Here is a 25051-nt window from a genome sequence, read left to right on the forward strand (position 1 = left end):
GACGCCTCACCGAAGACCTCAACCGCGAGTGATCAACGGCTTACCCAACACTTTCTGAGAGCGATCGGCCTCCGACGCGGTCGCGGGCTTCCACGACCAGGACGGACCGTCCCATGCTCACCAGCCGTTCGGCAGCGCTCAGACCGGCGAATCCGGCACCGACGACCACGACGTCGACCGTGGTGTCCCCGGAGTCGGATTTACGAGATCCGGTCATGGTTTCCTCCTTCACACACGCTGTTCGCGTGCTGCGAGATGTGGGTCGTGATGGGGGCGACGAGGCCCTCGGGAATGTGATGGCCCATGCCGGGAATGACCACGTGCTGGGCCGAGCGGATCGCCCGGACGGTCGCGACGCCGCCACTCGGGTCGACCAGCGGGTCCCGGTCACCGTGGATGACCAGCGTCGGGGCTGTGATCCGGCTCAACTCGGCCGTCCGGTCTCCGGAGCGCTGGATCGCCTGGATCTGGCGTGCCGTGCCGGCCGCCGGTTCGCCGGCGCTGCGGTCCCACCCACGAGCCGCGATGGCCGCCTCGGCCGCGTCATCGATGGGATGCTCCGTTCCCGTGACGTGCCGGGTGAGCCGCAGGTGGGCACGGACCGCCGCGGTCCTGTTCCTCGCCGGCGGCGCGGCGAGGAGCCGAATCGTCGACAACGCTGGCTGACCGACCTTGCGCCCCCCTGTGGTGGAGTAGAGGGAGGCCAGCGACAGGACCCGCTCGGGCGCCGTGGCCGCGATCGTCTGCGCGATCATTCCACCCATCGACCGCCCGACCAGGTGTGCCCGCGCGATCCCGAGGTGGTCGAGTACGCCGACGGCGTCCCGGGCCATGTCGGACAGCGCGTACCCGTCGCCGCGCGGACGCCCGGCGATCTGACGCCAGAGCCCGGGAGGGGGAGCGGCGACGAACGTCGACCGGCCGACGTCGCGGTTGTCGATCGGGACGACCCGGAAGCCCCCGGCCACCAGGGAGCCGACGAACGAGTCGGTCCAGAAGGTGAGGTCCTCGCCCAGTCCCGCGATGAGCAGCATCGCGGGATCGGCCTTGTCGCCGTGGTCCCGGAAGCAGATCGTCATCCCGGACGGCAGGGTCGCGTACTGGTCGACGGTCTCGGCGCCGCTGGTCTCAGGCATGGGTGGTCCGCCTCCCACCGGGCAACCGGGCGGCCGCCCGGCGCGCGCCGAACTCGAGGTGCTCGTCGGCCACCGGGCCGCGCAGGGCCCTGGCGTCCTCGGGGTAGGACATCGCCATCCGCCAGGGCTTCTCGGGGCCCTGCTTGGGCATGAACTTCTCGCTGCGCTTGGCGTATCCGGCCTGGATGTCCATGACGGGCCTGCGGTTCGTTCCCGACGGTGCGACCGGAACCACCGTGTCGTATCCGCGGGCGTCCATGTGCCTGACCAGGTCGATGAAGTAGCGGCACATCAGGCTCACCTTGAGCGTCCAGGACGAGGTGGTGTAGCCGATCGCCATCGCCCAGTTCGGGATGCCGCTCAGCAGCATGCCGCGGTAACAGAGCGCGTCCGCGAGGTCGACCTGGCGTCCGTCGACCACGAGGGGCATGCCGCCGAAGAGCTGCAGGTTCAGTCCCGTCGCGGTGACGACGACATCTGCCTCCAGCTCCTCGCCCGACGCCAGGACTAGGCCGCGCTTGCTGAACCGGGCCACGGCGTCGGTGACGACGGAGGCCCTTCCTTCCTTGATCGCGTCGAAGAAGTCCCCGTCCGGTGCCACGCACAACCGCTGGTCCCACGGGTCGTACGGCGGGTTGAAGTGCTTGTCGACATCGAAACCCCTGGGAAGGCGCTTGACGTTCTCACGCCGGATGAAGGCCCGTCCTGCCTTGGGGAACCTCCGCAGCCCCTTCACGACGGCGTGTTCCGTCCAGATGTTCTTGAACCGCGTCACGGCGTATCCGCGCTCTTCCCCGAGCAGCTTCGTGAGCGCCAGGGCGGCCCTGTCGACACGGGGGAGCGCCATGACGTAGGTGGGGGTGCGCTGCAGCATCGTCACGTGCCGGGCGGCACCCGCCCCGGTGGTCATGGCGGGCACCAGCGTGATCGCGGTCGCGCCGCTGCCGATGACGACGACCTTCTTGCCGCTGTAGTCGAGTCCCTCGGGCCAGTGCTGCGGATGGACGATCCGGCCTTCGAACTCGTCCTGCCCCGGGAACTCCGGGGAGAACCCCTCGTCGTACCGGTAGTAGCCGGTGGCGGCGAAGACCCATCCCGCGTGGATCGTCTTGGTCCGGGGCGCTCCCGTGGCGGGGTCCGACGTCTGGACGGTGAGGGTCCACCGTGAGTCCCCCGTGGACCACTCCGAGCGGACGACCCGGTGGCCGAGCCTGAGGACGTTCTCCAGTCCGTTCTCCTCGACGGTCTCGTGGAGGTATCCCTTTATGAGGGGAGCGTCGGCGATCGCGGCTTCGTGGCGCCAGGGCTTGAACGCGTATCCGAACGTGTGGAGGTCGGAGTCCGAGCGGATGCCGGGATAGCGGAACAGGTCCCACGTGCCTCCGATGTCGTCGCGGGCTTCCAGCACGGCGAGCGACTTGTCGGGCAGCTCCCGGCTGACATAGGTGGCCGCGCCGATTCCGGAGATCCCTGCTCCGATGATCACCACGTCGAACTCCTCGACGGCGTCCAACACCTCAGCTGTCATGGCGTTTCCTCGCTGTTCCTGTGGCGGATACCTCACTGTCGCGAGCAGCGACCGCCTGCGAGAACGACAGCGGGCACCTCCTTTGCCAGGGCTCGGTGCACGATGCACAGGCGGACCGGGCCGCTGCGCCCGTACGGTGTCCGATGCTCAAGGCACGGCCCCGGTCGAGCCCGCGGCCAGGCCCTTCCGGGAGCGGGGCGGCCGGAGACCGCTGTCCGGAGACGGCTGTCCGGCGGCCGGCCATGCGACAGTCATTGCGGCAGCGAGACCGGCGTGACAGACGCTCGTTGGGTCATGACGGAGTGAACCGTCGCCATGAACTGTCCGTTGCCGAGCACGAGTTCGTCCGGACGTTGCCTGGCCGGGCCGTTGCGTGGGCGGAAGCGGCTGGACAACCGCAGGGTCCCGAACGGGGGAACACACCACGGGGTGCTTCGGGTCGCCCACGTAGAACCGATGCCACGGGCGACGTCGGTGCAGAGAGGTCGGATCGCCAGCCTTCGGCCGCGAGACCCAACTGCACCGCAACGCCGTGGAACGGTGCTTCAGCCGGTTGAGCAGTGGTGTTAGATCGCCACCCGCCAAGACGGGACCGCCGAGTCCGGCGAAGCTGCCGTAGCCGTCGCATCAGGTCCAGCTGGATCCTCCGCAGCTGCGCGCCTGTGGACGCTTCGAGGGCGGAGGCGGCTTCCCGCTCCGCCTGCTGGCCCATCGTCACCGATGAACGTGGTGTGTTCCCCGACTGCCCCGAGCCGGTGAGGGAGGCCGGCGACCGCTCGCGTTCCTGCTCATGCCGGGCCAGTGGGGCGACGCTCCGCAGCTCCTCCCCGTCTTGGAACGTGTCTGGGTGGCCCGCCAGGAAGGCGGGCGGCCCCGCACCCGGCCCGATCACCTCGGCGGCGATAAGGCTTACTCATCCCGCCGAAATCGCCGCTACCTGCGAAAACGCCAGATCAAGCGCACCATCCCCGAGCCGAAGGACCAGCGGGCAAACCGCAAGCGCCGAGGCAGCCAAGGCGGCAGGCCCACCAGCTTCGACAAGACCATCTACAAACGCCGCAACGAGGTCGAGCGCACGATCAACGCCCTCAAGAACTCCCGGGCCGTCGCCACGAGGTGCGACAAACGGGCCTATATCTTCCACGGCACCGTCACCGTCGCAGCGATCCGACTCTGGCTCCGCCCATGATCCGCCGAGCCGGTCTAGTTATCGAACCAGACCACCAGACGGACGTTCTCGGCCCCGTGTCGCTTGGCAAGCACAGCCATGACCGACCAGACATCACCCCAGTCCTCGTCACGCACGACCTGGCGCCGAGTGAGACGGGGCTCAGCCGCGGACGGCCCCACACTTGATTCCGTGCTGTCCCAGTCAGCCTCTTCCAACTCGGCCCAACTGATCCACGACGGACTGTGCGACTCCTCCCGTTCCCACTCGAAGGCCCGCGTTGCAGCGCGTGAGGCGTCTCGCGGAAAGCCACGCTGCGCTGCAAGCGGTTCGAAGGACCGTCCGCGGACGCCGAAGAGGCAGCCAAAAGCAGCATAGGACCGGCCCTCATAGACATGATCCAGAGCAATCGCCGGGTGCCAGCGGTAGAACAGCTCGTCGTCATCGGGCTCGGAGCTGTCGATGTAGCTGTTCCTGACCTCGATGAATCCATGGATGTCCGTGCCCATGAATCCGATCATGACAGGCGTGCCAGATCGCTGACCAGCAGATATCGCTACTGACGGCACGGCTCACTGGGCCCGCACAGCGAACTCGATCTTTGATCCGCCGGACAGGCCCTAGTCCATGGGTATCAGGGGGAGCCGGTGCGCCCCGGGGGAGGGGGCGACGGCATCGAACCGCTTGTGGTGCCGGTGAGGGCATGGTAGGTCTGCCACCGTTCAATGTGAGTGAACAGTGGCCGAACGGCCCGTGCCTGCGTCATTGTTCAGGCCGTCGACGAGCCCTTCATCTGTCTGTGACGCGGCATGTCGGGAGCCTCGGTTCCCCGAGAGCAGAGGGACACTGAGAATATGGAAGAGCTGTGGCCCCCGCCCTCGCGTGAGGTCGCGGATGCGATCAGGTCACTTTGCCAGCGTCTGCTGACGGAAACGGACGCCCTGGTCGGCGCCTTCGCAAGGCCCTCTCTCGTCGCCCAGAACGACCCCGCCCTCCTCGCGGACGCCTCGCTGGTCGAGGAGGATCGCGCGCTCAACCGCTCTGACCTGGTCCAATGGATGACCGCGAATGTTCAGCAACCGGGACGGCGGGTAGAGCCGTACATCAGCCCCAGGACCACGGCGTACATCAACGATCTCGTCTCCCGGGGCATCGCGCCCGACTTCGCCGGTGCATGGCGCGTGGCCCTGGGGATCGGCTGGCGGCGGTGGCTGGAGGAGTGCGTGGCGGACTGTGCCGACCCCGTCCTTCTCGTGGAAGTCCTGGACGTGACGGCGCAGTCGCTGGTGCAGTACGCCCTCGACTCCGTCGCGGCCCTGCGGCAAGCGGGCCTCGCCGCGGCGATGGGTAACACGGATGCCGAGGGGATCGCGCTGATCCAGCTGATCGCCAGTGGTGCGCCGATGGCGGAGGACCTCGCCGAAGGCCGCCTGCGCTACCGGATGGCGCGGTGGCACGTGGGTCTTGTCCTCTGGGTCGATGACCCCCGGCAGGCCGGTGCCCTGGACGACGAGGTCTCCGCCGTGCGCTCCGCCGCCGGCGGCCGGAGCGCGCTGGTGGCGCGGGCCAGCGCCACGTCGCGGTGGATCTGGCTCTCGGGAGAAGTCGTCCCGGACCTTCACCACGTGGAGAATGACCTCGCGGCGGCCGACGAGGTCCGCGCGGCGGTGGGAAGGCCGGGGCGCGGTCTCGATGGATTCCGCTCCAGCCACCAGGACGCCCTCGCGGCGCAGGCGCTGGTGATCCGGCTGGGGTCCGACCGGCGATTCACCGCCTACGCCGATGTCGAGCTGATCGACGCGCTCACGAAGGATCGTTCCGGCGCACGCAGGTTCGTCCTGAACACCCTCGGGCCGCTGGCCGAAGCCGACCCAGCGCTACGGCAGGCCCTCCTCACCTACGTGCAGTGCGGCTTCAGTACCACCCGGGCGGCCGGCAACCTCTATGCGCACCGCAACACCGTCGAACGGAGGGTCTCCCGCGCCAACGAGCTCTCGGCCGTCAAGGTGGAGGCCAACCCGGCCCATGTGGCGGCGGCGCTCCTGGTACTGGACATCGCGCCCGACATCGTGACGATCGCTCCGAGCTGAGCTCACACCACGGGGTCGCACGGCCACCTCCTGCCGCTCATGCCGGCTTTTGCTGACCTCCGAGACTTGCAAGCCGCTGAACTGCGGTTATGCGCGTTGCACGTGATGTTCTGGAACTTCATCGCCCGAGCCGGTGCGGAGATCGTACTGGCGCGAGAGGAGGGGGAGGAGGGTTCCCGGTTCGCCGAGGTGCTTCTCTCGACCACTCAGCGGTGTCGGCCCAGCCGTTGCGAGGACTCGACGCCCCTGCGGGCGAGGCGGGGGCGGATGCCCCGCCCGGCGGAGCCATCGATGTAGGTGTTCGTAGTCGTAGTCCTTGTCGGCGTGCAGTTTCGCCGGCTGTCGGCGCCGGGACCCGCGGCGGGACCGGATGGGCGGGACGTCGCGTACAAGCGGCTCCAGGCGCTGACTGTCGTGCGTGCCGCACCGCGCCTCGCTGGAACTCGCGCACCCACAACCCGCCTTTCCTGCCCGCCCCGCAGTGACGGAACCGATCTCGGCTACCGGGTGCACGGCGCTTCGGTGCCCCTCTCCCGGACCTGGTCGCGCTCCGCCCGCTTGGTCCGCGCAGGGTGGGTGTCGCAAGTGCGTCTCGTGCAGATGAGATGCTCATGCCTACGATGGGCGGCATGTCGTCCGATGCTTCTGTGTCCTCGGTGTGGCCGGTCCTGCACTATGACGACACGGAGAGGGCGCTGCGTTTTCTGGTTGATGTGCTGGGGTTCGCGCAGGAGGTCGCGGCGCGGGACGAGCACGGCGGTGTGGTCCATGCCGAGCTGCGGTGGCCCGGGGGTGGTGCGCTGGTGTTCGGTTCGACCCGGCATACGGACACGGTGCACGGCGTGATGCGGGCGGGTACCAGCGCGGTCTACGTGGTGAGTGATGACGTGGACTCGGTGTACCGGCGGGTCGTCGCGGCTGGGGGCGAGGTCCTCGAACCGCCGCATGAGACCCGGTTCGGTTCGGGTGCTGCGGCGTTCGTGTGCACGGTGCGTGACCCCGAGGGCAACCTGTGGACCTTCGGTACCTACCGCGGACCTTCGTCGGAGTAGAGCTCCGGGAACGCACAGGGCCCCGGCGCTGGTGCCGGGGCCCTGTGCTGTGAGGTTGGGGTGTGGGGTCAGTGGCTGGTGAGTTCCCCGGTGAGCTTGGAGTGGAGGTCGGCGCTCGGGGCGTTCAGGCCGATGATCTCCACGGCCTTGCCGCGTTGCTTGTACTTGGTCTCAATGGCGTCGAGGGCGGCGACGGAGGAGGCGTCCCAGATGTGGGCGGCGGAGAGGTCGATGATGATCCGGTCGGGGTCGTCGTTGTAGTTGAACTGCCCGATGAGGTCGTTGGAGGAGGCGAAGAACAGCTCGCCGGTCACGGCGTACACGACGCTGCTGCCGTCGGGGTCGGTGACGGCGTGGACGCGGGCGAGGTGGGCGACGCGCTTGGCGAAGATGACCATCGCGGTGACGGAGCCGACGACGACGCCGATGGCGAGGTTGTCGGTGGCCACTACCACGATCACGGTGATGGCCATGACGGCGATCTCGCCGACGGGCATGCGCTTCAGCGTCTTCGGGGCGATGGAGTGCCAGTCGAAGGTCGCGAAGGCCACCATCACCATGACGGCGACGAGGGCGGCCATGGGGATGTCGGAGACGACGGGGCCGAAGACGATGCAGAGCACCATCAGGAACGAGCCCGCCAGGAAGGTGGAGAGGCGGGTGCGGGCGCCGGAGACCTTCACGTTGATCATGGTCTGGCCGATCATGGCGCAGCCGCCCATGCCGCCGAAGAAGCCGGTGACGATGTTGGCGATGCCCTGGCCGATGGACTCGCGTGTCTTGGAGGAGTGGGTGTCGGTGATGTCGTCGACCAATTTCGCGGTCATCAGCGACTCCATCAGCCCCACCAGGGCCATCGCGAACGCGTAGGGCGCGATCGTCGTCAGGGTGTCCATGGTGAAGGGCACGTCCGGCAGGCCCGGAACCGGCAGCGACGAGGGGAGCTCGCCCTTGTCGCCGACGGTCGGAACCGCGATCCCGGCCGCGACGGTGATGACGGTGAGAATGACGATGGACACCAGCGGGGCCGGGATCACCGTGGTGATCCTCGGGAAGAACACCATGAGCGCCAGGCCGCCGATGACCAGCGGGTACACGGCCCACGGGACGTCCCGCATCTCGGGGACCTGGGCCATGAAGATCAGGATGGCGAGGGCGTTGACGAAGCCGACCATCACCGACCGCGGGACGAATCGCATCAGTTTCGCCACGCCGAGGGCCCCGAGGGCGATCTGGATGATTCCGGCGAGGATGACGGCGGCGATCAGGTAGCCCAGGCCGTGTTCGCGGTTCAGGGGGGCGATGACGAGGGCGATGGCGCCCGTGGCAGCGGAGATCATCGCGCGGCGGCCGCCGACGATCGAGATGACCACGGCCATGGTGAACGAGGCGAACAGGCCCACCGCCGGGTCGACGCCGGCGATGATCGAGAAGGAGATCGCCTCGGGAATCAGGGCCAGCGCGACCACCAGGCCGGCCAGGATCTCGGTGCGCCAGACCTTCGGGTTGTTCAGCCAGTCCGGGCGCAGTCCGCGCAGCCGTCCGGCGGGAGTCAGTACGGAAGTGGACAAGGAAGCAGGCACCTGTCGTGCTCGGGCACAGCCCGCGGGCAGGCCGGGACGTGCGGGAAGGACACGCAGGGGCCGGAGCGGAACCCTGCGGAAGGCCCGCGGGACGGGCCGGAAGCCACATGAGGACGGAGCCTGGCGCGGGTGTGCGGCCGATGGCTCACATCGGGGTGCGAAGGGTCACGGCGGGCAGGCGGCGGCGATCGGCGTCATGGGCTCGCGCACGCTCTCTCCTGCAAGAATCGGGAATCTTCACCGGGGGCGTCTTCGGCCCCGCGAACAACAGCAACGGCGCGGATCAGCCGCTTCCGCACCAGCAACTCTACCCTAACGTTAGAGTGGAGATCGGTGGGCCGTACCGATGCTGCCGCCGCGACGAGAAGGGCCAGGGCCACAGGCGTGGACGACGAGCACATGCAGATCGGCGAAGTCGCCGCGCGGACCGAGCTGTCCCTGCGCACCATCCGCCATTACGAGGAAGTCGGCCTCGTGATCCCTTCCGCCCGCTCCCAGGGCGGTTTCCGCCTCTACACCGAGGCCGACGTCGCCCGGCTCATGGTCATCCGCCGGATGAAGCCCCTCGGCTTCACCCTGGACGAGATGCGTGACCTGCTCGACATCACCGACCGCCTCGACGCCGCCCCGTCGGACGGCAGCGTCGAACGCGAAGCGCTCCTGGAGCGCATGCGCGTCTACGAACAGACCGCCGCCCGGAAGATCGAGGACCTGCGCACCCAGCTGACCCGCGCGGAAGACTTCGCCGACACTCTCCGCACGCGCCTCCGCAACGTTCCCGGCGAGGACACCGCTGCCCGCGCTGCGGCAGCCCCTGCGTGACCGGAAGCTTGCGCCCTCAGCACGGGGGCTCCGGGGCCGGGCGCGGCAGGTAGCCGCGGAGGAACGCCCGCACCCCGGCGGTGACCATCGCGGCGCGCGCCGGGGCGGAGAGAGTGGCCGCCCCGTAGTGACTGCGTTCGGCCACTGCTCCGGAGGTCAGCAGCAGATAGTGGTCGGCCGCCAGGGAGGCGTCGGCGACTTCCAGAACGCCGATGCCCGCAAGACGGTGGAACTGGTGGGCGAGGGCACGCTGGGCGCGCTGCGGTCCCGTCCGGTCCCACGCCTGGAGCAGGCCGCGCGGCAGGTGCGCCGCCTCGGCCCGCATCCGCCGCACCACGGCGAAGTGGTCCGCGAACTCGGCCCGTGGTCTGTTCCACGCTGTCGCCAGTGCGAGCAGCGCCCTCTCCACATGGCGGGCATCACTCACCGGCTCCAGGTGCCGCTCGGTGAGGGCGACCAGGACATCGGCCACCCGCGTGGAACTGTCCTGGACGACCGCGGCGAACAGCTCCTCCTTGCCCTCGAAATGGTTGTAGATCGTGCGGGTGGACACCCCCGCCTCGGCGGCGACCGTCTCGATGCCGGCGGAGGCGAACCCTTCGCGGCCGAACACCGCACGGGCCGCGCCGGTGATCGCCTCACGCTTGGCGACGCGACCCCGCGGCGCCCCGGTCTGTGCGGACACAAGAGCCCTCCCTCAATCTGCAATGACCATGTTACTTTTTTGCCATCACCATTGTACTTTCAGGAGATGGTCGACCCCAGAGAACCGGAGAAGGCAGCCGCGGGCACCGGCCCCGCGGACATCGGTCAGGACCTGGTGCGCACGCGCTGGGGGACGGTCGCCGTCTCGGCGGTCGCCACGCTGCTGGTTGCCAGCGAGCTGAGCATGGCTGCCTTCGCGCTGCCGCTCATCACCACCGACCTGCACGTCCCGGGCAGTTCGACCGCCTGGGTGCTGCTGGCCTACCAGTTACCCATGGCCGCCCTGGCGCTGCCCGCAGGCCGCTGGGTCGACCGAAGCGATCCCCGGACCGTCTTCAGCGCGTCGCTGGCCCTGGTCGCCGTGGCCAGCGTGCTGGCCTCCATCGCACCGCAGTTCTGGATCCTCCTGATCGCACGGGGGCTCCAGGGATTCGCCGCAGCCGCCTACCTCGCCGTCTACCTGCCGGTAGTGACCCTGGCGGTGCGGCCGGAACAGCAGGGCCGGGCCATGAGCTACCACGCCACCATCATGATGGTGGGCAGCATCGCTGTCGCCCCGCTCGGAGGCTGGCTGGCCGAGGCCTACGGATGGCGGGCTGTCTTCTGGGCCAAGGCACCCCTGCTCCTGTTCGCAGCCGTCCTCGGCCTGCTCTCCGTCCCTGGCCGTGCCCGGAGCACAGGCGCTGCGGCACGGGCCGGCCTGGCGCTGGCCGCCGATGTCCTGCTGGTCGGCACCGCGGTCACCGTCGCCATGCTGGCGATCGAGCAGGCCGGGCGGCACACCACCTGGGCGGCAGCCCTCGGCATCCTCGCGCTAGCCCTGGGGGGCTGGTGGGCACGTCTGGACACCACCCGCCCGGTCCGTACGCTCCTGCGGAACGGCTCACTGGCCTGGCCCACCCTGGCACTGATGCTCAACGCCTCGGTCATCGGCCTGATCACCTTTCTCCTGCCGTTCTTCATCAGCGACGTCATGCACCGCGGCTCCGGGCTCCTGAGCGCCGCACTGGTCTTCTTCGTCGCCACGGGCGCCCTGATCACTCCGATAGCCGGAATGCTGGCCGACCGCTTCCGCCCGCTGCCCGTCGCGGCCTGGGGCGGAGCACTGACCGCGGCAGCTCTGCTGCCCATGCTCACCCTCACCCCGGACACCGGCCTGGCCGGCCTGGGCTGGCGCATGGCACTGCTCGGTGCCGGAATGGCGCTGTTCAACTCACCCAACATGACCGCAATCCTCCAGGCGACCCCCCCGGAATCACACCGGCACGGTCGGAGGCGTCACCAACCTGGCACGCACTCTGGGAACCACCCTCGGCCCGGCAGTGGCCGCCCTCGGCTGGACCCTGGGCTCCGGCGGCACCAACGGACTCCGCACAGGCGTCGCAGCACTCACCGCACTGACCCTCGCGGCCTTTGCCGCCCTCCTCGCCGACACTCGGCACTGAACACCGTCCCTGCACGGGGGACTTCGAAGACGTATGGCACGGATCGCCGAATGGATGGCGACGACGTCACCGGCGCTCCTGGTGTCCGACTGGCGGCGGGGCTCACGTTCGCCGGCTTCTGCGAGGAGTACGAAGGGCACGGCGGCGAGGACACCGACTACGGGCAGCAGGCTCGCGCGCCCGGCGTCCCGCCCGCCCGGGCCGGCGGCGCTCCGGCCTTCCACCAGCACCACCCGGCCTCCGGTCCGCCTGTCGCGCACGTGCACGACAACCTGCGCAACGCGGAGACGTTTCACCGCCGATGGGGCTGGTGACCGATGGCCGACCGGCTCAGCGCCTTCGCCGACCGCGGCCTGGCCCACCGGGACCCGGCCGCCGGTCGCCGGCACCCCGGCCCGGAGCCCGGACAACCCGGTGAGCACAGCGAGTGACGCCCCATGGGCGGAACAGGCGTCCCGCAAGCTGTGCCTCGCCCGGCCCGGCGACGTGCTGATTTGTCCCCACCCCGTACAGCGAGTCCTCGGCGCTACACCGGGTCCGTCGCGAGCGTTTGCGGAGGGCCGTTGGGTCATGGGCAGATCCGCCGATTCGGATGCGTAGGCCCGAAAGACCCGGTCGGTTCACCATGGGCTGCGGTGGCGCTGCTACTTCTGCGGGTCGTGGCCCCAGTTCATCAGTGAGTATCGCCACGGGGTGTCCTTGATGTCGCCCTCGGGGCGCTGTCCGAGATGTCGGCGCACGTAGCCGGATACTTTTCGCATATGCGCGAGATCGTCTTCGCTGAGATCTTCTTTGCGGGTCCTCAGCAGATGGACAATGCGTCGGCCGGAGGCATGGCCGGTGGACTCCGTGCCGCCGTCCTTCTGGCCCACATCACGTGACTCGTCGGTGCCGAGCCATCTCTCCAGTTCGCCCGGTGTCATATTGACGTCCTCCCCGAACCGGTCGATCGCGTCCTGCCGCTCCTTCTCGTTGCCGCCACTCACGAACTGCCGCGATTCTTCTTGAGTGCCTCCGGGCGGTGTACGGCCTTGTTGCCCGTCTTTCTGCTCTTTACCTCGTACTGCGGATCTTCCTCGGAAGCATCGACGGTCCGGCCGCCTGCGTCGGTCCGGTCCTCGATCTTTCGGGTGACGGAGCCCTGCACGTTCTGTCCATGACTCTTCCAGGTGACGTCGTCGCCTCTGTTCAGCTTCTTCTTGGCCATGAGGCGGTCCCTCTCCAGTATTGGCGCCCAGCTTCGGGCCGCCCAGTGCCTGTCGGTTCTGATCAGCATCGTCCCTGTGATGAGTGATGCGCGCACGCCGGAAAGGAGCCGGACGCTTCGACGGACTGTCGCCGTGGCGCCTATCGCCCGGGAGGGGGGACCCTATCGTCCGAGGGGACAGGACTGGCTGTGGAGGGGCGTGTGGCGGGCCGCGCAGACCCATTCGGTCGTGCCCCGAGTTGCCCGTTTCCTGAACTCCTCGCGCCCTCACCGGCGTCCACCTGGACCGAACGCTGCGTTCTCGGCGGAAATACCCGACAGCACAGCCAACGGGAAAGAAGGCGCTGGAAGACAGCCGGCCGCTCTTCAAGCGCTCGCTCTTCACGCGCCGACATACGGCGGCCCCGCATATGCCGGCCAACGGCGGCCGGGCGCTGAGAACAGCCTTCTCCCTGCGCCCAGCCTTACGGCCGCCCTCATGATCTCTGGACCAGGTCGAGGACGTGCTCGACGCGTAGCAGCCTCCTGCAGGGAGCGTCGCCGGGTGAAGTCGCAGGTCACGGTGCGACGAGAAGGGCCTGTGGGGCGGCTGCTCTCATACGGGTGTTCAGCCACGTCAGCTGTCGTGAGGTATGTGCAGAGGCCTGTTGTGCCAGCTCCAGCAGTTCCCGGTCGCGGGCGCCCTGTGCGGCTTGATCGACCACGGTCCAGGAGGTCTGGACGAGGGTTGCGAGGAGGCAGAGGTCCTGAAGATCGCGCAGGAGGCCGACAGCGCCCTCGCGGACGGTGCCGATGCCGTCCGCGTACAGACGCTCGGGTTCCTCGACGTCCTCGCCGGAGTGCTTCTCGCCGTAGCGATGGGCGATCGGGGTGAGGCTGCGCATGTGGTCATCGCTCAGGCGGGCGAGCGTTTCGCAGACGTGGAAGACGTCGGCCTCCTGAGCGTGCCCCTGCCCGACGGTGCGCAAGGAGTCGGCGAGGGCCTGCTCACTGTGATGGAGAAGGCCCACGTAGGTCGCCAGATGAGTCATCACACGCTCCTCGGCGGGTTGCTGGGACGTTCCGGTGCGTCGGCGTGCTCACGGGAGGGGGTCACGGCGTCGGCGCCGCCTTCGCCCCCCGGTGGGCGGGTGGGCGCGGGTGCGGACGCGGTATGGGCGGGTGCCGGGGCCGGCCTGCCGCTGGCAGCGATTTTGCGTACCCGGCAGGCCGCCGTCTTGAAGTACGGCTGTTTCGACACCGGGTCCCACACCGTCATGGTGAGCTCGTTGGCCTGTCGGGAGGGATGGGCGCGGGCGGGCTCGTCCAGGTCCCAGGTGCCGTAGTGGAAGGGCGCGAAGACCGTTCCCGGCCTGACGTGTCCGATGCGGGCCTGTACCTCGATCGCGCCGCGCGGTGACTCCACCCGCACCAGGTCGCCCTCATCGATGCCCAACTGGGTGGCGTCCGATGGTGAGAGCTCGACCCAGGCATCGGGGGCAGCCCGGTTCAGCTTGGCGGATCTGGCGGTTTTGGTGCGGGTGTGAAAGTGGTAGACGGTACGCCCGGTGGAGTACAGCAGCGGGTAGTCGCTATCGGTGTCCTCATGAGGAGGCTCATAGGCCGCGCCCTTGAGAAGGGCCCGGCCGCCGGGTGCCAGAGCGCGGTACTGCGTGGGGGAGACCGTGCCGCCGGTGAGCAGGTCGTGCCCGTAGGTCTCGCACTGGTCGGGGGCGGTGTTGAAGACCGAATCCGCGTACAGCCGTTCAGTGCCCTCAGGAGAGTCCTCGTTGCACGGCCACGGGATGCCGGACGGACCGCTCAGTTTCTCGTAGGACAGTCCGGTGTAGTCGCAGGGACGGCCCCGGCTGCACTCGCGCCAGGCGTCGAACGCTTCCTGAGGGCTGCGCCACTTCACCAGAGGCGCCCCGTCCTGGTCGGTGAACCCCATGGCGTCGGCGTACATGAGGAAGATGTCGAGGTCGCTTCTGGCGTCGCCGGGCGGTTCGACGGCCTTCCGGGACAGGTGGACGGTGCGGTCGGCGTTGGTGAAGCAACCGGTCTTCTCGCCCCAGCCCGCGGCCGGCAGGACCACGTCGGCGAACTCGGCGGTCTCGGTGAGAAACAGATCCTGGACGATGGTGAAGCACTTCCGGCTCTGCAGGATCTTGCGGATACGAGCGGATTCGGGCATGGAGACGGCGGGGTTGGTCGCCGAGATCCACAACCAGCCGATGGAGCCCTGCTCGGCGTAGCGAAAGATCTGCATGGCGTGGGTGGGCGGCGCCCAGTGCGGAATGGTCAGCTCATCGACGTTCCACAGGGCCGCCAGGTCCCGGACATGGTCGACATTGTCCCAGTTGCGAAAGCCGGGCAGGTCGCCGTCGGCTCCGCATTCGCGGGTGTTCTGGGCGGTGGGCTGCCCGTTCATCTGGAGGACCCCCGCGCCTGGCCTGCCGATCATGGCGCGCAGCAGATGCATGTTGTTCACCGCGACCGACGCGGCCGTGGCCTGGTGGGACTGGTAGAAACCCTGCAAGACGGTCGACAGCACCCGTCGGCTCTCACCAAAGATCCGGGCTGCCCGCCGTACGTCTTCGGCGTCCACCTCACAGACCCTGGCCACCTCCTCCGGTGTGTACGGCTCGACCGTTTCGCGAAGGCTGTCAGCTCCCAGGGTGTGGTGCTCGACCCACTGATCGTCGACCCATCCATGGGCGAAGAGCTCTCGCGTCAGCCCGTTCATCAGAGCCAGGTTCGTGCCGACGCGCGGAGCGAGGTGCACACCGCCGGTGCGTACCGCTTCTTCGGCGACCTTGGTCCGGCGCGGGTCGACGCACACGACCTTGGGCGGGTCCTGGGCCCGGGTACGGTCAAGGATGCGGGCCCAGAGGACTGTCTGCGTCTCCGCCATGTTGTGCCCGAACAGGAAGATCGCATCGCAGTGCTCGATGTCGGAGTAGGTGCCGGGCTGGCCGTCAGTACCGAAGGACTCCTTGAACGCCGCGGCGCTCGTGGCTGTGCACAGCCGGGTGTTCCCGTCCATATGCGGAGTGCCCAGACCGCCCTTGCCGATCACGCCCAGGGTGTAGTACTCCTCCAGGAACAACTGCCCGGAAGTGTAGAAGCCGTGCGACAGCGGGCCCTTCTCCGCCAGGAGCCGTCGGGAGACGTCCACGACGCGTCCCATAGCCGTCTCCCAATCGCTTTCCACCAGCCGCCCGTTCTCGCGCACCAGCGGCCGGGTCAACCGCTCCGGGCTGTTCGCCCACGCCCAGCTCCCGTACAGCCCCTTCGGGCCCAGGCGACCGTGGTTGACGGCATCTGTGGCGCGGCCGCGGACGCCGACCATCACCCCGTTCGTGACCGCGATGTCGCAGCCGCAGCCGTTGCTGCACAGCACACATGCGGAGGGCACCCAACGCTCGACGTCCTCCTCGCGCACCCCTTCCGCCAGATGCTGGTCCACTCTCGTCGGCCACTCCGTGCCCCGCTCGTGCGGCGTCCGAGTGCCCCACACATCAACGATCCTGTCCGCCATCGCGGCCTCGCTCCCAGCTTCGTGCCCGACTCTCTCTTCCGTGCTTCTTGCCCGCCCCTTATGACGCGGCAGCACATGTGCCACCGCCATCACCCGTTTCCTCAAAAGACGAACGTCCCGCCCGCGCACTTGCGGCCTCCTCCGGTTGCGCGACGCGTACCCGGGGAGCGGGACTGCCCGGGCCGGTGGAATGGTCGTCGGGGAACCGCCGGCCGACGAGGTTGAGCACGGTCCGGACAGGCCCGGGGGAGACCCCGTCCGCGCGGATGCCTCGCTGGGCGACGCGGGAGGCGACGGAGGTGGTGAACACCTCCATGGCGGCTGTCGAGGCGGCGGAGTCCATCATCATCTCGCTGCCCTTGAGGGCCTTGGCGGCCCGTGGCCCGTCTCCTCGTTCACGACACCCGCCAGCCCTTCTCCTGTCGACTCTCCTGTCGACCTAGGTCCTGTCGTCACACTGCCGTCTGCCGCGCGGCGTCCGGCACGCACGCTCGCGGCGTTGCCTGAATGCCCTGGTAGCTCCGCTACAAGACCATTCAGGCGCCTTGCGATCGCACGCACCGGACGCCGCGCGGCCGCCCTCCGGGCGACGACGGCAGTTTGACGACAGGACCTAGCGATCTCACCCCACACGAAAGCGGTGGGTATCCCCTGCGCGGCCGGTCAAACAACGAGCACGTCGGCGGTGCGGTGCAGCGCAGAACTTGCATGCCGTACGCCGCGGCTCACTCGCGGGCGTGGGCCGCCTCCGGCCGGCCGGAGGCCCCGCCGAGGGCCCGGCGCAGCACCGCGATCTGTTCGCGGGCCGCCCGGCGCGGCAGCGTGAGGTGGGGGAGCACCCCGTCGAAGCCGTGGAACGCGCCCGGCCACAGATGGAACTCGGTCGACACCCCCGCCTCGATCAGGCGCAGCGCGTACCGCGCGCACTCGTCGCGGAAGACCTCCAGCTCGCCCACGTCGACGTACGCCTCAGGGAGCCCCGACAGATCGGTCGCGCGGGCGGGCGCGGCGTACGGAGGGACTTCGTCGCCGCCCGCGAGCGGACCGAGCAGGGCCGCCCAGCCGTACAGGTTGCTGGCGCGCGGCCAGGTGACGGCCTCGGTGAACTCCCGGCTGGAACGGGTCGTGTTGCGGTCGTCCAGCATCGGGCAGAGCAGGAACTGGAAGACGAGGCCGGGGCCGCCGTTGTCCCGGGCCAGGAGGGCGGTGGCGGCCGCGAGCCCGCCGCCCGCACTGATCCCGCCGATCGCCAGCCGCCCGGGATCGATCCGCAGCTCCTCCGCCCGGTCCGCCGCCCACCGCAGGGCGCGGTGGCAGTCCTCGACGGGCGCGGGATACGGATGCTCGGGCGCCAGCCGGTAGTCCACCGAGACCACGGCGCAGTCGGCCTCCAGGGCGTACGCGGAGACCCGGGCGTCGTCCATCTCGGGGGAGCCCAGCACCATGCCCCCGCCGTGCACCCACACCAGACAGGGCAGCGCGCGGGAGCCCGCCGCCCGCGGCCGGTAGGTCCGGACCCGGAGCGGGGTGGGGCCGGGCAGACGGTGGTCGGTCACCGCGACACCCTCGGCGGGCGGAGCGACGGGCTGTGCGGCGCGCTCGGCCCGCAGCGCGGCCAGTGCCTGGTACGGCAGGCCGTCGAGCACCGTGGGCGGCGGCGGGTCGGCCGCGAGCGCGGCGGCCATCTCGGGGTCCAGGTGGGGGTGGTGGGGCATGGCCGGGGCAGGCCTTCCTCGGTGCGACAGGTTCGGGCCGGGGGTGGGGAGGCCCCGGTGCGACGTGGTTCGGACGGCCGGGACGTGATGTGGCGTACGGCGCGAGGGTGCGCCGGGAAGGACGTCCGGCGCACCCCCGCCCCCCGCGTCAGCCTCGGGCCACGCAGATCGAGCCCTTGAGGCGCTCGCCCGCCTCGTACACCATGTACGGCACACCCCGGTCCGTACCGAAGCTGGGCGCGGCGGCCCGGCCGTTCTCCGGTGCGGCGTTGCTCGAATCGTAGAAGAGGCCGAGGTGGTCCCGGCGGGAGAAGTCGTTGCCGACCTCGGTGATCAGCATGTTCCCGCCGGTGTCCTTGCCGGTGTGGTAGACGACGTACGTGCTGTTGTTACGGGTCAGCAGGTGCGCGCCGCTGATGTTGTTCGCGCCGACGTCCGCATGCCGGATCAACGGCTGCTGCGCGAAGGACCAGGTGCGGCCGTCCTTCGACCAGCCCCAGCCGACGTCACGGCGGTTCGACTGATTGTTGACCATGAACAGCATCACGTACCGGGCGTCGCGTGCGGGCAGGTTGTGCCGGAAGACCCGGGCGTACGACGTCTCGCTGGTGCCGGCCGGAAGCATGTCCTTGGTGAGCACGGTCCTGTCGTACGTGAAGGTGATGCCGTCCTTGGAACGGGCGAGGCGGGTGGTGTGGTTCTCGCCGTGGAAGTACAGCCAGAGCTCCTTGACGTCCGCGTTCCACAGGACGTGCGGCGAGGAGACATGGCTGACCTTGTAGTGCGGCTGCCAGTTGTTGGAGACGATCGGGTTCGCCGGGTACTCCGTGAAGGGGCCCTCCAGGGAGTTCCCGTAGGCCAGGCAGATGCCGCCGGGGGCGTCGTGCGGGGCGTAGTAGAGGTAGTACCGGCCCAGGGGGTTGGCCAGCCGGTCGTAGACGCCCCGGATGCACGGGAAGATGATCTCGCCCGTCGGGTTGTACTTCAGCTGGGAGGGCGTCAGGAGCGGCCTGAGGTGCTTGTAGTCCGGGAAGCCGCCCGGCGCCGCGGCGGCGGGGCCCGCCACCGCCCCGGTGGCGGCCAGCCCGGCGGTCGCCGCGATCCCGGCGACCGTTCCGCGCAGGAAGATCCGGCGGCTCGGCTGCCCCGCGTCGGGCGTGAGGGGTGAGTCCTGGTGCTGTGTCATGTCGTTCTCCGTCCCGGGAAGTGATGGATCACAGATAGGTGGCGGCGGTGACGCAGAAGCCGCCGAGCGCGACGGCCCAGACGTACGGCAGGGTCCGCAGCATCACCTGCTGCGGGGTCACCCCGGCGTACTGCGCGCTCCACACGGTCTGGGTGCTGGTGGGGTCCGACACCCCGAAGACCTGGTTGTACGAGGTGGCGAGCCCCAGCACCGCGACGGCCGGGTAGATGCCCGCCGCGATGAGGACCCCGGCGATCCCCGCGCCGAGACCGAAGACGTTGAGCGGGCCCCGGTACAGGCAGAGCGGTACGAGCAGTGTGAACACCAGCACGAACAGCACGGGGTTCTGCGGGCTGACCGCCTTCACCAGCGGCTCCAACGACTCGACCGCGCCCGGCAGTCTGACCGCGGCGAGCAGGATGCCGATGGCGATGAACAGGACCATCGGTGCCGCCGCGACCTCGAACGCCCCGTACAGGGTGCGCAGCAGCCGCTTGTTCATCTCGCGCGGCCGGGTGGTGGTCAGCAGCGCGTACACCACGCCGGCCAGCATCGACGGCAGGATCGCCACCTCGAAGCCGAGGGCCAGCACCAGCGGCACGACCGGGGTGAGCAGCGCGTACCACGGTGCGTCGCCCAGCTGCTCGCGACGCGAAACGGGTTTCGCCGAAGCAGACTTGAGCGACCAGGCATGCTCCACACCCCGGCGCCGGGTCTCGACGAGGACGAACAGCACGGCGGCGGACAGCGCGAACGGGAACAGCTTCAGCATGAACCCGCGCACCGTCGGGATCGGCAGTTCCAGCGCCGTGGAGAAGAACTGCCAGATCGGCAGCTCGAAGGGCATGCCCGCGGCGATGCCCATGAGGATCGTTCCGGCGGCGGTGACCTTGGGGATGCCCACGGCGATCATGGCGGGGATGCCGATGATCCCGGCGAGCATCGCCGCCGGGGCCGAGCCGGTGACCGTACCGACCAGGGTGGACACCGCGAGGACACCCAGGGCGACCACCACCGGCCGGTCCCCGCCGAACTCGACGATCTTGCGGACCAGCGTCCCCGCGATACCGGTCTCGTCCAGGAGCCTGCCCAGCCAGGAGCCCAGCAGGATGGCGACCATCGTCGCCGCGAGCGCCGGGGCGCCCTCCTGGAGGACCGTGTCCAGGACGCTGTTCTCGCCGGTCAGCGGTGCGCCCGCGACGAAGGCGATGGCGACGGCCAGGAGGACGAGCGCGAAGCCGGTGGGGAGCTTGCGGGTGAGCATCGCGGCGACACCGGCCGCCATGACAAGAAGGATGACGACGCCCATGGCGTTACTTCTCTCTTCCGTGCGGGGGTCCGTGCGAGGACCCGTGCTGTGGCTCGGCCGCCGTGGCCAGGGCCGCCGTCAGCAGGAGGGGGCTGCGGCCGAGGCCGCAGACCGTGCGGGCGTGGGCGTGGGCGGCGATCTCGTCGGCGCCCGCGACATGGCCGTACAGGGTGTGCCGTCCGGCGCGCAGCACGACGTGGCCCAGGGCCCGCTTGAGCTCCTTCTTCCGCGGCCCGTGGTGCAGTTGCCCGTGCACCGCCTCGTGGGCGACGGCCGCGGCCCGTACCGACCCCGCCGGGTACCAGTGCCGCCAGCCGAGCAGGTCGATCAGCGCGTCGGCGAGCGCCAGCGTGTCGGTGAACAGCTCGACGGTCGGGACCGGCCGTGAGGTGTAGCGGGCCAGCAGCCCCTTCGCCAGGCCCCCGTCGCTCTCCACGATCCGGGCGGTCGCCGCGACGGGTGGCAGCCCCGCCCCGAACGCGTCGGCCGTCGCGGCCCAGCGCCGCAGCAGCGCCGGATCGCGCCGCTCGTGCGTGGGTGTGTTCCGCAGCAGCCGTACGCCGAACTCGACGTCGTCCTCGGCCTCCAGCTCCGCGATCGCCGTGCGCGCCGCCCGGTCCAGCAGGGCGGCCGTCACGACCGCACCTCCACCACGGCGACGACCGGCTCGTCGGCGGCCCGCGACCGCAGCTCGCTGCGGGCCAGCGCCAGCAACGGGTCCGGATCGAGGACCCCGGACAGATCGGCGATCCGCGAGCCGAGCAGCAGCCGCAGCGCCGGGGCCCGCACCCCGCCGTCCCCGTACGACGTGGCCTCCTTCACCAGGCCCGCCAGCACCTCCGGGGCCCGGCCCACCGTGGTCGTCTCCACCCGGGCGTCCGGCGCGTGCAGCCGTACGACGCCGTCGGCGTCCACCACCCGCACCGGGTGCCGGTCCGCGCGGAACCGGCGGCGCACCTCGGTGCCGTACACCGTGTGGGCCGGCGTGCCCGCGAGGACCCGCACGGACGCCGGGTCGGTGCGCAGACTCATCGCGGCGGCCCGCAGCCGGTCCGCCTCGTCCGCCCGGTGGGCGCGGTCCTGGGTGCGCAGCTCGGTGGCGCCGGTCGCGACCGCCCGTACGGTGCTGGTCTGCGGGTCGACGGTGACCTCCACCTCCACCCCGTCGGCGGCCGCCCCCTGGGCGACGACGGCGGCCTCGGCCTCCGCCCGTACCGCGAGGATCTGCTCCTGGCCGGCGCCCGGGATGATCCGTTCGACCTGCTCACGGATCAGCGCGAGGGCCACCCCGATGGGGCTGATCACCTCGTTGTGCCGGGCGATCCGCCCCTCCTGGCCGGTGACCGCCGCCAGATGCGGGGTGACGGAGGCGGCCCCTCCGCCGCCCCCGACGAGCACCGCCGTGTCCTTCTCCAGGCGGTAGTCGCGCATCATCGCCTCCACCACCGACTTCACCCGGTCGGTGCCCGCGTCCAGCAGCTTCGTCGCCGCCGAGAAGACATCCGTGCCGAGCGCGGCGGCCAGCGGGGCGAGCGCGGCCCGTGCCACCTCCTGGTCGCAGCGGGCGAAGTCGCCCTCCGGCACCCGCCCGAGCGCGTTCGCCGCACACGTCATGGTGATCGCGAACCGGCCGCCCGCCGCGTCCAGCACCGCGTAGTCCGCCGGGTCGTCGGCCATCGGCCGGACCGTCGTCACCTTCGCGTCCCGCAGGTCCTCCGCGCTCGCGAAACAGGCGTACGGCAGGCCCGCGATGTGCGCGCTGCGCGGCCCCACGCCGACGACCTCGCCGCCGTCGATCCGGACCATCGAGCCGCCGCCGACGCCGACCGTGCGCACGTCGAGCGCCGAGAGGTACGACGTCCGGCCCAGCATCGTCGCGTGCCGTACGGCGAACTTGCCGCGCCGGACCACACTGATGTCCGTGGACGTCCCGCCGGTCTCCAGGAACAGGCCCTCACTGATGCGCTCCTGCATCAGCGCCCCGGCGACGCCCGCCGCCGGACCCGACAAGACCGTCAGCAGCGGTCTGCGCCGCATCTCGTCCAGCGACATCACCCCGCCGTCGCAGCGCATCACCATCAGCGGCGCGCTCACGCCCGCCTTGGTGATCGAGGCGTCGACCAGATCGGCGGTGGCGAGCATCCGCGGCAGGATCGCCGCGTTCACCACGGCCGTCCGGGTCCGCTTGTGGAGCCCGTACAACGAGGTGATGTCGTGGGCGGCCGTCGTCGGCAGCCCACGCTCCCGGGCGGCCGCCGCGACCGCCTCCTCGCCCTCGGGGCGATCGACGCTGAACGGCTGGCTGGCGACGACGACTTCGGCCCCCTCGCGGACGACCTCGTCGAGCGCGGCGCGTACGGCGGGGGCGTCGTCCGGGTCGGCGACATGGGCGTAGGCGAGCGGCAGCCGCTTGCCCGGAGCCAGCTCCAGCTTGCGGAAGGCGGCCAGCCGGCGGGTCAACATGGCACCCGGACCGGTGCCGATGCCGAGCAGCCCGACGGTGGCCACATCGCCCTCCAGCAGGGCGTTGGTAGCCTGGGTGGTCCCGTGGGCGAGGAACGTCACGTCCTCGGGCGTGTGACCGGTCTGCTCCAGCAGCCGGTCGAGGGCTTCGACGATGCCGTGGGCGACACCGTCCTCGTGGTGGTGGCTGGTGGGTACCTTCACCTGCCCCAGCAGTCGCAGGGTCGTGGCGTCTACGGCCACGGCGTCGGTGAAGGTCCCGCCCACGTCGATGCCGACGCGGATGCGGTGGGTGGTCATGGCTGGGCACCTCCTCGTGCGGGTGGGCAGGGCGAGGGCGGCAGGACCGGGCGTCGGCAGACGCCGTGGGTCCTGGGCCGGGCGGGTACAGGTGGAGCTGCGCCCGCCCGGCGCTCCGCGACCGCCCCTGGGAGCCGTGCGGTGAAACAGGTCGTGCGGATGAAGCGGGCCGTGCGGATGAAGCGGGCCGGGGTTCCCCGGTCAGTAGCCGCGTACGTCCGGCCAGTGGCGCTGGACTCCGTCGCGCTCCAGCAGCCGGGCGAACACCTCGAACCGCTTGTCCTCGGCCTGCACCCGGTGCGGCTCGACGTTCTCGGCGACACAGTGGGCGGCCAGGGCGCCGGCGACCTCGCCGATGTTCCACTCCACCGGGTGGAGCCGGTAGCAGCCGTTGGTGATGTGCGTGGTGCCGATGTTCTTGCCCGCGGGCAGCAGATTGCGGACCCGGCGGGGGACGAGCGCGCCGAGCGGGATCTCGAACGGCACCGAGCCGATGTCGATGTAGTTGTCGCCACCGGTCGAGGGGTGCAGATCGATGCGGTAGTTGCCGACGCCGACCGAGTCCCGGTAGCGGGTCCCGCCGTACGGGCCGACGATGTCGATCGACACGTCGTGCTCGGTGACCGTGGTGACGGCCTTGATCCGCCGCGACTCCCGGACGTACGGGGCCTTCGCGAGGCCGTCCGCCGTGCCGGTGACGTCCGGCCGCAGCCGCAGCCCCGGGAAGCCCCGGCCGCCGTCCGCCCGGGGGGCTTCGGTCTGGAGCCAGTACAGGACCGACAGCGACAGCTGGCGTGCCCCGTGCAGCGCGGCGGCCGCCGTCTCCTCGCCGTCTCCGATCAGCGGCTTCAACCAGTAGTCGTTCAAAGGCCAGTTGACCAGCGTGATGTCCGAGTCGAACGCGCCGGGACGGTGCAGCTTGCGGGCCAGGATCCGGCGGAAGCCGAACAGCTCCTTGTCGCCCGCGTCGGCGGACTGGTCGGCGCTGACGTCCAGCGGGTCCAGCTCCGGATTCGGCACGAACGTGCGCGGAACGGCCTCCAGGCTGCGCGGGTCCGGCGCGAGGAAGCCGAGCAGCGGGCCGGGCCAGAACTCCGGCCGGTACGTCCGCCAGAAGTCGTAGTCGGCCGGGCGCTCGATGGTGTGGTCCTCGCCCTCGTGGTGCGAGAGCGCGAAACACACCGTGATGCCCTGCTGGTTGAGAGGCTGCGCCTGCTCGGGGGCGTGCGGTTCGTCGAACTCGCTCCGCGCCTCCGCGCCGATCGCGTGTTCCACCCCGGCGAGTTCGAGCAGTTCGCCGGTCTCGGTGGCGTCGATGACGTAACGGGCGCTGATCGTAAGGCGGTTGCCGCTGCGCGTGTCGCACAGCGTGACCGACCGTACGGTGTCGTCGTCGCCCGCCTCGGCGGCCACCGGGCGGTGTTCGGTGAGCAGTGTGAGCAGCCCGGCGGAGCGGTACGGGGCGATCATCGCCTCCAGGACCGCGAGCGCGACGCGCGGCTCGTGGCACAGCTTGCTGACGCGGCCCGCACCCGGGTTGAGGGTGCGCTGGGCCGACGCCTCGGAACGCAGCGGGTACCACTGGCGGTAGTAGGCGCGGATGGACTCGCGCAGGGTGCGGTACGAGGCGGTGGTGCCGAACTCCTCGACCCACGGGTGCTCGTCCGGCGGGACCGCCTGTGAGGTCAGCTGGCCGCCGATCCAGTCCGTCTCCTCGGTGAGGACGACGGTACGCCCCGCCCGGCAGGCGGCGATGGCGGCGGCGACCCCGCCGAGTCCGCCGCCCACGATGAGGATGTCGGGTTCGGGTATCACGGTTCTC

Annotated in this window: 21 protein-coding genes and 2 pseudogenes; 5 read left to right on the forward strand and 18 right to left on the reverse strand. The window is 70.2% G+C overall.

Annotated features, from left to right (window positions below; all coding sequences use genetic code 11):
• Positions 1-40 precede the first annotated feature (40 nt).
• The 3 genes from IE145_RS17765 to IE145_RS17775 are packed head-to-tail and all read right to left on the reverse strand — an operon-like array spanning position 41 to position 2664.
• Positions 41-217 carry an FAD-dependent oxidoreductase gene (locus IE145_RS17765; RefSeq protein WP_373296600.1) on the reverse strand — a complete coding sequence of 59 codons (177 nt, stop codon included), beginning with the start codon at positions 215-217 and terminating at the stop codon, positions 41-43.
• A complete protein-coding gene (locus IE145_RS17770) occupies positions 201-1136 on the reverse strand; it encodes an alpha/beta fold hydrolase (protein ID WP_189526059.1) in 936 nt (311 codons plus the stop codon). The genes IE145_RS17765 and IE145_RS17770 overlap by 17 nt, the downstream gene beginning before the upstream one ends.
• Positions 1129-2664: a flavin-containing monooxygenase gene (locus IE145_RS17775; protein ID WP_189526060.1), complete on the reverse strand. Its 1536-nt coding sequence runs from the start codon at positions 2662-2664 to the stop codon at positions 1129-1131. Before IE145_RS17775 ends, IE145_RS17770 begins: the two co-directional genes overlap by 8 nt.
• Positions 2665-3415: 751 nt before the next feature.
• On the opposite strand from IE145_RS17775, the pseudogene IE145_RS17780 reads away from it, so the two are divergent.
• A pseudogene (locus tag IE145_RS17780) lies at positions 3416-3853 on the forward strand (transposase); the annotation flags it as partial.
• A 14-nt stretch (positions 3854-3867) separates the two neighbouring features.
• Here IE145_RS17780 and IE145_RS17785 read toward each other — a convergent pair.
• On the reverse strand, positions 3868-4341 hold the full coding sequence (locus IE145_RS17785) for a hypothetical protein (RefSeq protein WP_189526061.1): 474 nt from the start codon (positions 4339-4341) through the stop codon (positions 3868-3870).
• 345 nt (positions 4342-4686) lie between these two features.
• Here IE145_RS17785 and IE145_RS17790 point away from each other — a divergent pair, with 345 nt between their 5' ends.
• Positions 4687-5922: a PucR family transcriptional regulator gene (locus IE145_RS17790; protein ID WP_189526062.1), complete on the forward strand. Its 1236-nt coding sequence runs from the start codon at positions 4687-4689 to the stop codon at positions 5920-5922.
• A 209-nt stretch (positions 5923-6131) separates the two neighbouring features.
• Here IE145_RS17790 and IE145_RS17795 read toward each other — a convergent pair.
• Positions 6132-6339 (reverse strand): annotated as a pseudogene (locus IE145_RS17795) (IS5/IS1182 family transposase); the annotation flags it as partial.
• 212 nt (positions 6340-6551) lie between these two features.
• Here IE145_RS17795 and IE145_RS17800 point away from each other — a divergent pair.
• Positions 6552-6974 carry a VOC family protein gene (locus IE145_RS17800; RefSeq protein ID WP_189526064.1) on the forward strand — a complete coding sequence of 141 codons (423 nt, stop codon included), beginning with the start codon at positions 6552-6554 and terminating at the stop codon, positions 6972-6974.
• A 68-nt stretch (positions 6975-7042) separates the two neighbouring features.
• Here IE145_RS17800 and IE145_RS17805 read toward each other — a convergent pair whose 3' ends face one another.
• On the reverse strand, positions 7043-8545 hold the full coding sequence (locus IE145_RS17805) for a SulP family inorganic anion transporter (protein ID WP_189526066.1): 1503 nt from the start codon (positions 8543-8545) through the stop codon (positions 7043-7045).
• 396 nt (positions 8546-8941) lie between these two features.
• Between IE145_RS17805 and IE145_RS17810 the strand changes: the two genes are divergently transcribed.
• Positions 8942-9379 carry a MerR family transcriptional regulator gene (locus tag IE145_RS17810; protein ID WP_189526068.1) on the forward strand — a complete coding sequence of 146 codons (438 nt, stop codon included), beginning with the start codon at positions 8942-8944 and terminating at the stop codon, positions 9377-9379.
• Positions 9380-9395: 16 nt separating this feature from the next.
• Here IE145_RS17810 and IE145_RS17815 read toward each other — a convergent pair whose 3' ends face one another.
• Positions 9396-10064: a TetR/AcrR family transcriptional regulator gene (locus IE145_RS17815; RefSeq protein ID WP_189526069.1), complete on the reverse strand. Its 669-nt coding sequence runs from the start codon at positions 10062-10064 to the stop codon at positions 9396-9398.
• A gap of 66 nt (positions 10065-10130) precedes the next feature.
• On the opposite strand from IE145_RS17815, the gene IE145_RS17820 reads away from it, so the two are divergent.
• A complete protein-coding gene (locus IE145_RS17820; RefSeq protein WP_189526071.1) occupies positions 10131-11843 on the forward strand; it encodes an MFS transporter in 1713 nt (570 codons plus the stop codon).
• 330 nt (positions 11844-12173) lie between these two features.
• Here the strand turns inward: IE145_RS17820 and IE145_RS17825 are convergent, their stop codons facing one another.
• The 11 genes from IE145_RS17825 to IE145_RS17875 form a co-directional block, all read right to left on the reverse strand.
• Positions 12174-12515: a DUF3140 domain-containing protein gene (locus IE145_RS17825; RefSeq protein WP_189526073.1), complete on the reverse strand. Its 342-nt coding sequence runs from the start codon at positions 12513-12515 to the stop codon at positions 12174-12176.
• Positions 12512-12736, reverse strand: coding sequence for a hypervirulence associated TUDOR domain-containing protein (locus tag IE145_RS17830; RefSeq protein ID WP_189526075.1), 225 nt, complete (start codon positions 12734-12736; stop codon positions 12512-12514). The genes IE145_RS17825 and IE145_RS17830 overlap by 4 nt, the downstream gene beginning before the upstream one ends.
• Before the next feature lie 557 nt (positions 12737-13293).
• Positions 13294-13767, reverse strand: a complete 474-nt coding sequence (locus IE145_RS17835; RefSeq protein ID WP_189526077.1) for a hypothetical protein — start codon at positions 13765-13767, stop codon at positions 13294-13296.
• On the reverse strand, positions 13767-16256 hold the full coding sequence (locus tag IE145_RS17840) for a molybdopterin oxidoreductase family protein (RefSeq protein ID WP_189526291.1): 2490 nt from the start codon (positions 16254-16256) through the stop codon (positions 13767-13769). Before IE145_RS17840 ends, IE145_RS17835 begins: the two co-directional genes overlap by 1 nt.
• Positions 16257-16314: 58 nt before the next feature.
• Positions 16315-16605, reverse strand: coding sequence for an SDR family oxidoreductase (locus IE145_RS17845; RefSeq protein WP_189526078.1), 291 nt, complete (start codon positions 16603-16605; stop codon positions 16315-16317).
• A gap of 376 nt (positions 16606-16981) precedes the next feature.
• Complete coding sequence (locus IE145_RS17850) at positions 16982-17971, reverse strand: alpha/beta hydrolase (protein WP_189526080.1); 990 nt, start codon at positions 17969-17971, stop codon at positions 16982-16984.
• Positions 17972-18119: 148 nt separating this feature from the next.
• Positions 18120-19157 (reverse strand): glycoside hydrolase family protein, encoded by a 1038-nt coding sequence (locus IE145_RS17855; protein ID WP_189526082.1) that lies wholly within the window; start codon positions 19155-19157, stop codon positions 18120-18122.
• Positions 19158-19185: 28 nt separating this feature from the next.
• Entirely contained in the window at positions 19186-20466 is a 1281-nt protein-coding gene (locus IE145_RS17860) for a TRAP transporter large permease (RefSeq protein WP_189526084.1), read from the reverse strand.
• Positions 20467-20470: 4 nt separating this feature from the next.
• Positions 20471-21103 (reverse strand): hypothetical protein, encoded by a 633-nt coding sequence (locus IE145_RS17865; protein ID WP_189526086.1) that lies wholly within the window; start codon positions 21101-21103, stop codon positions 20471-20473.
• A complete protein-coding gene (locus IE145_RS17870; protein ID WP_189526088.1) occupies positions 21100-23229 on the reverse strand; it encodes a hydantoinase/oxoprolinase family protein in 2130 nt (709 codons plus the stop codon). Before IE145_RS17870 ends, IE145_RS17865 begins: the two co-directional genes overlap by 4 nt.
• Positions 23230-23430: 201 nt before the next feature.
• A complete protein-coding gene (locus tag IE145_RS17875; RefSeq protein ID WP_189526090.1) occupies positions 23431-25044 on the reverse strand; it encodes an FAD-dependent oxidoreductase in 1614 nt (537 codons plus the stop codon).
• Positions 25045-25051: the final 7 nt, after the last annotated feature.

Source organism: Streptomyces sindenensis (assembly GCF_014649035.1).
Lineage (GTDB): Bacteria > Actinomycetota > Actinomycetes > Streptomycetales > Streptomycetaceae > Streptomyces > Streptomyces sindenensis.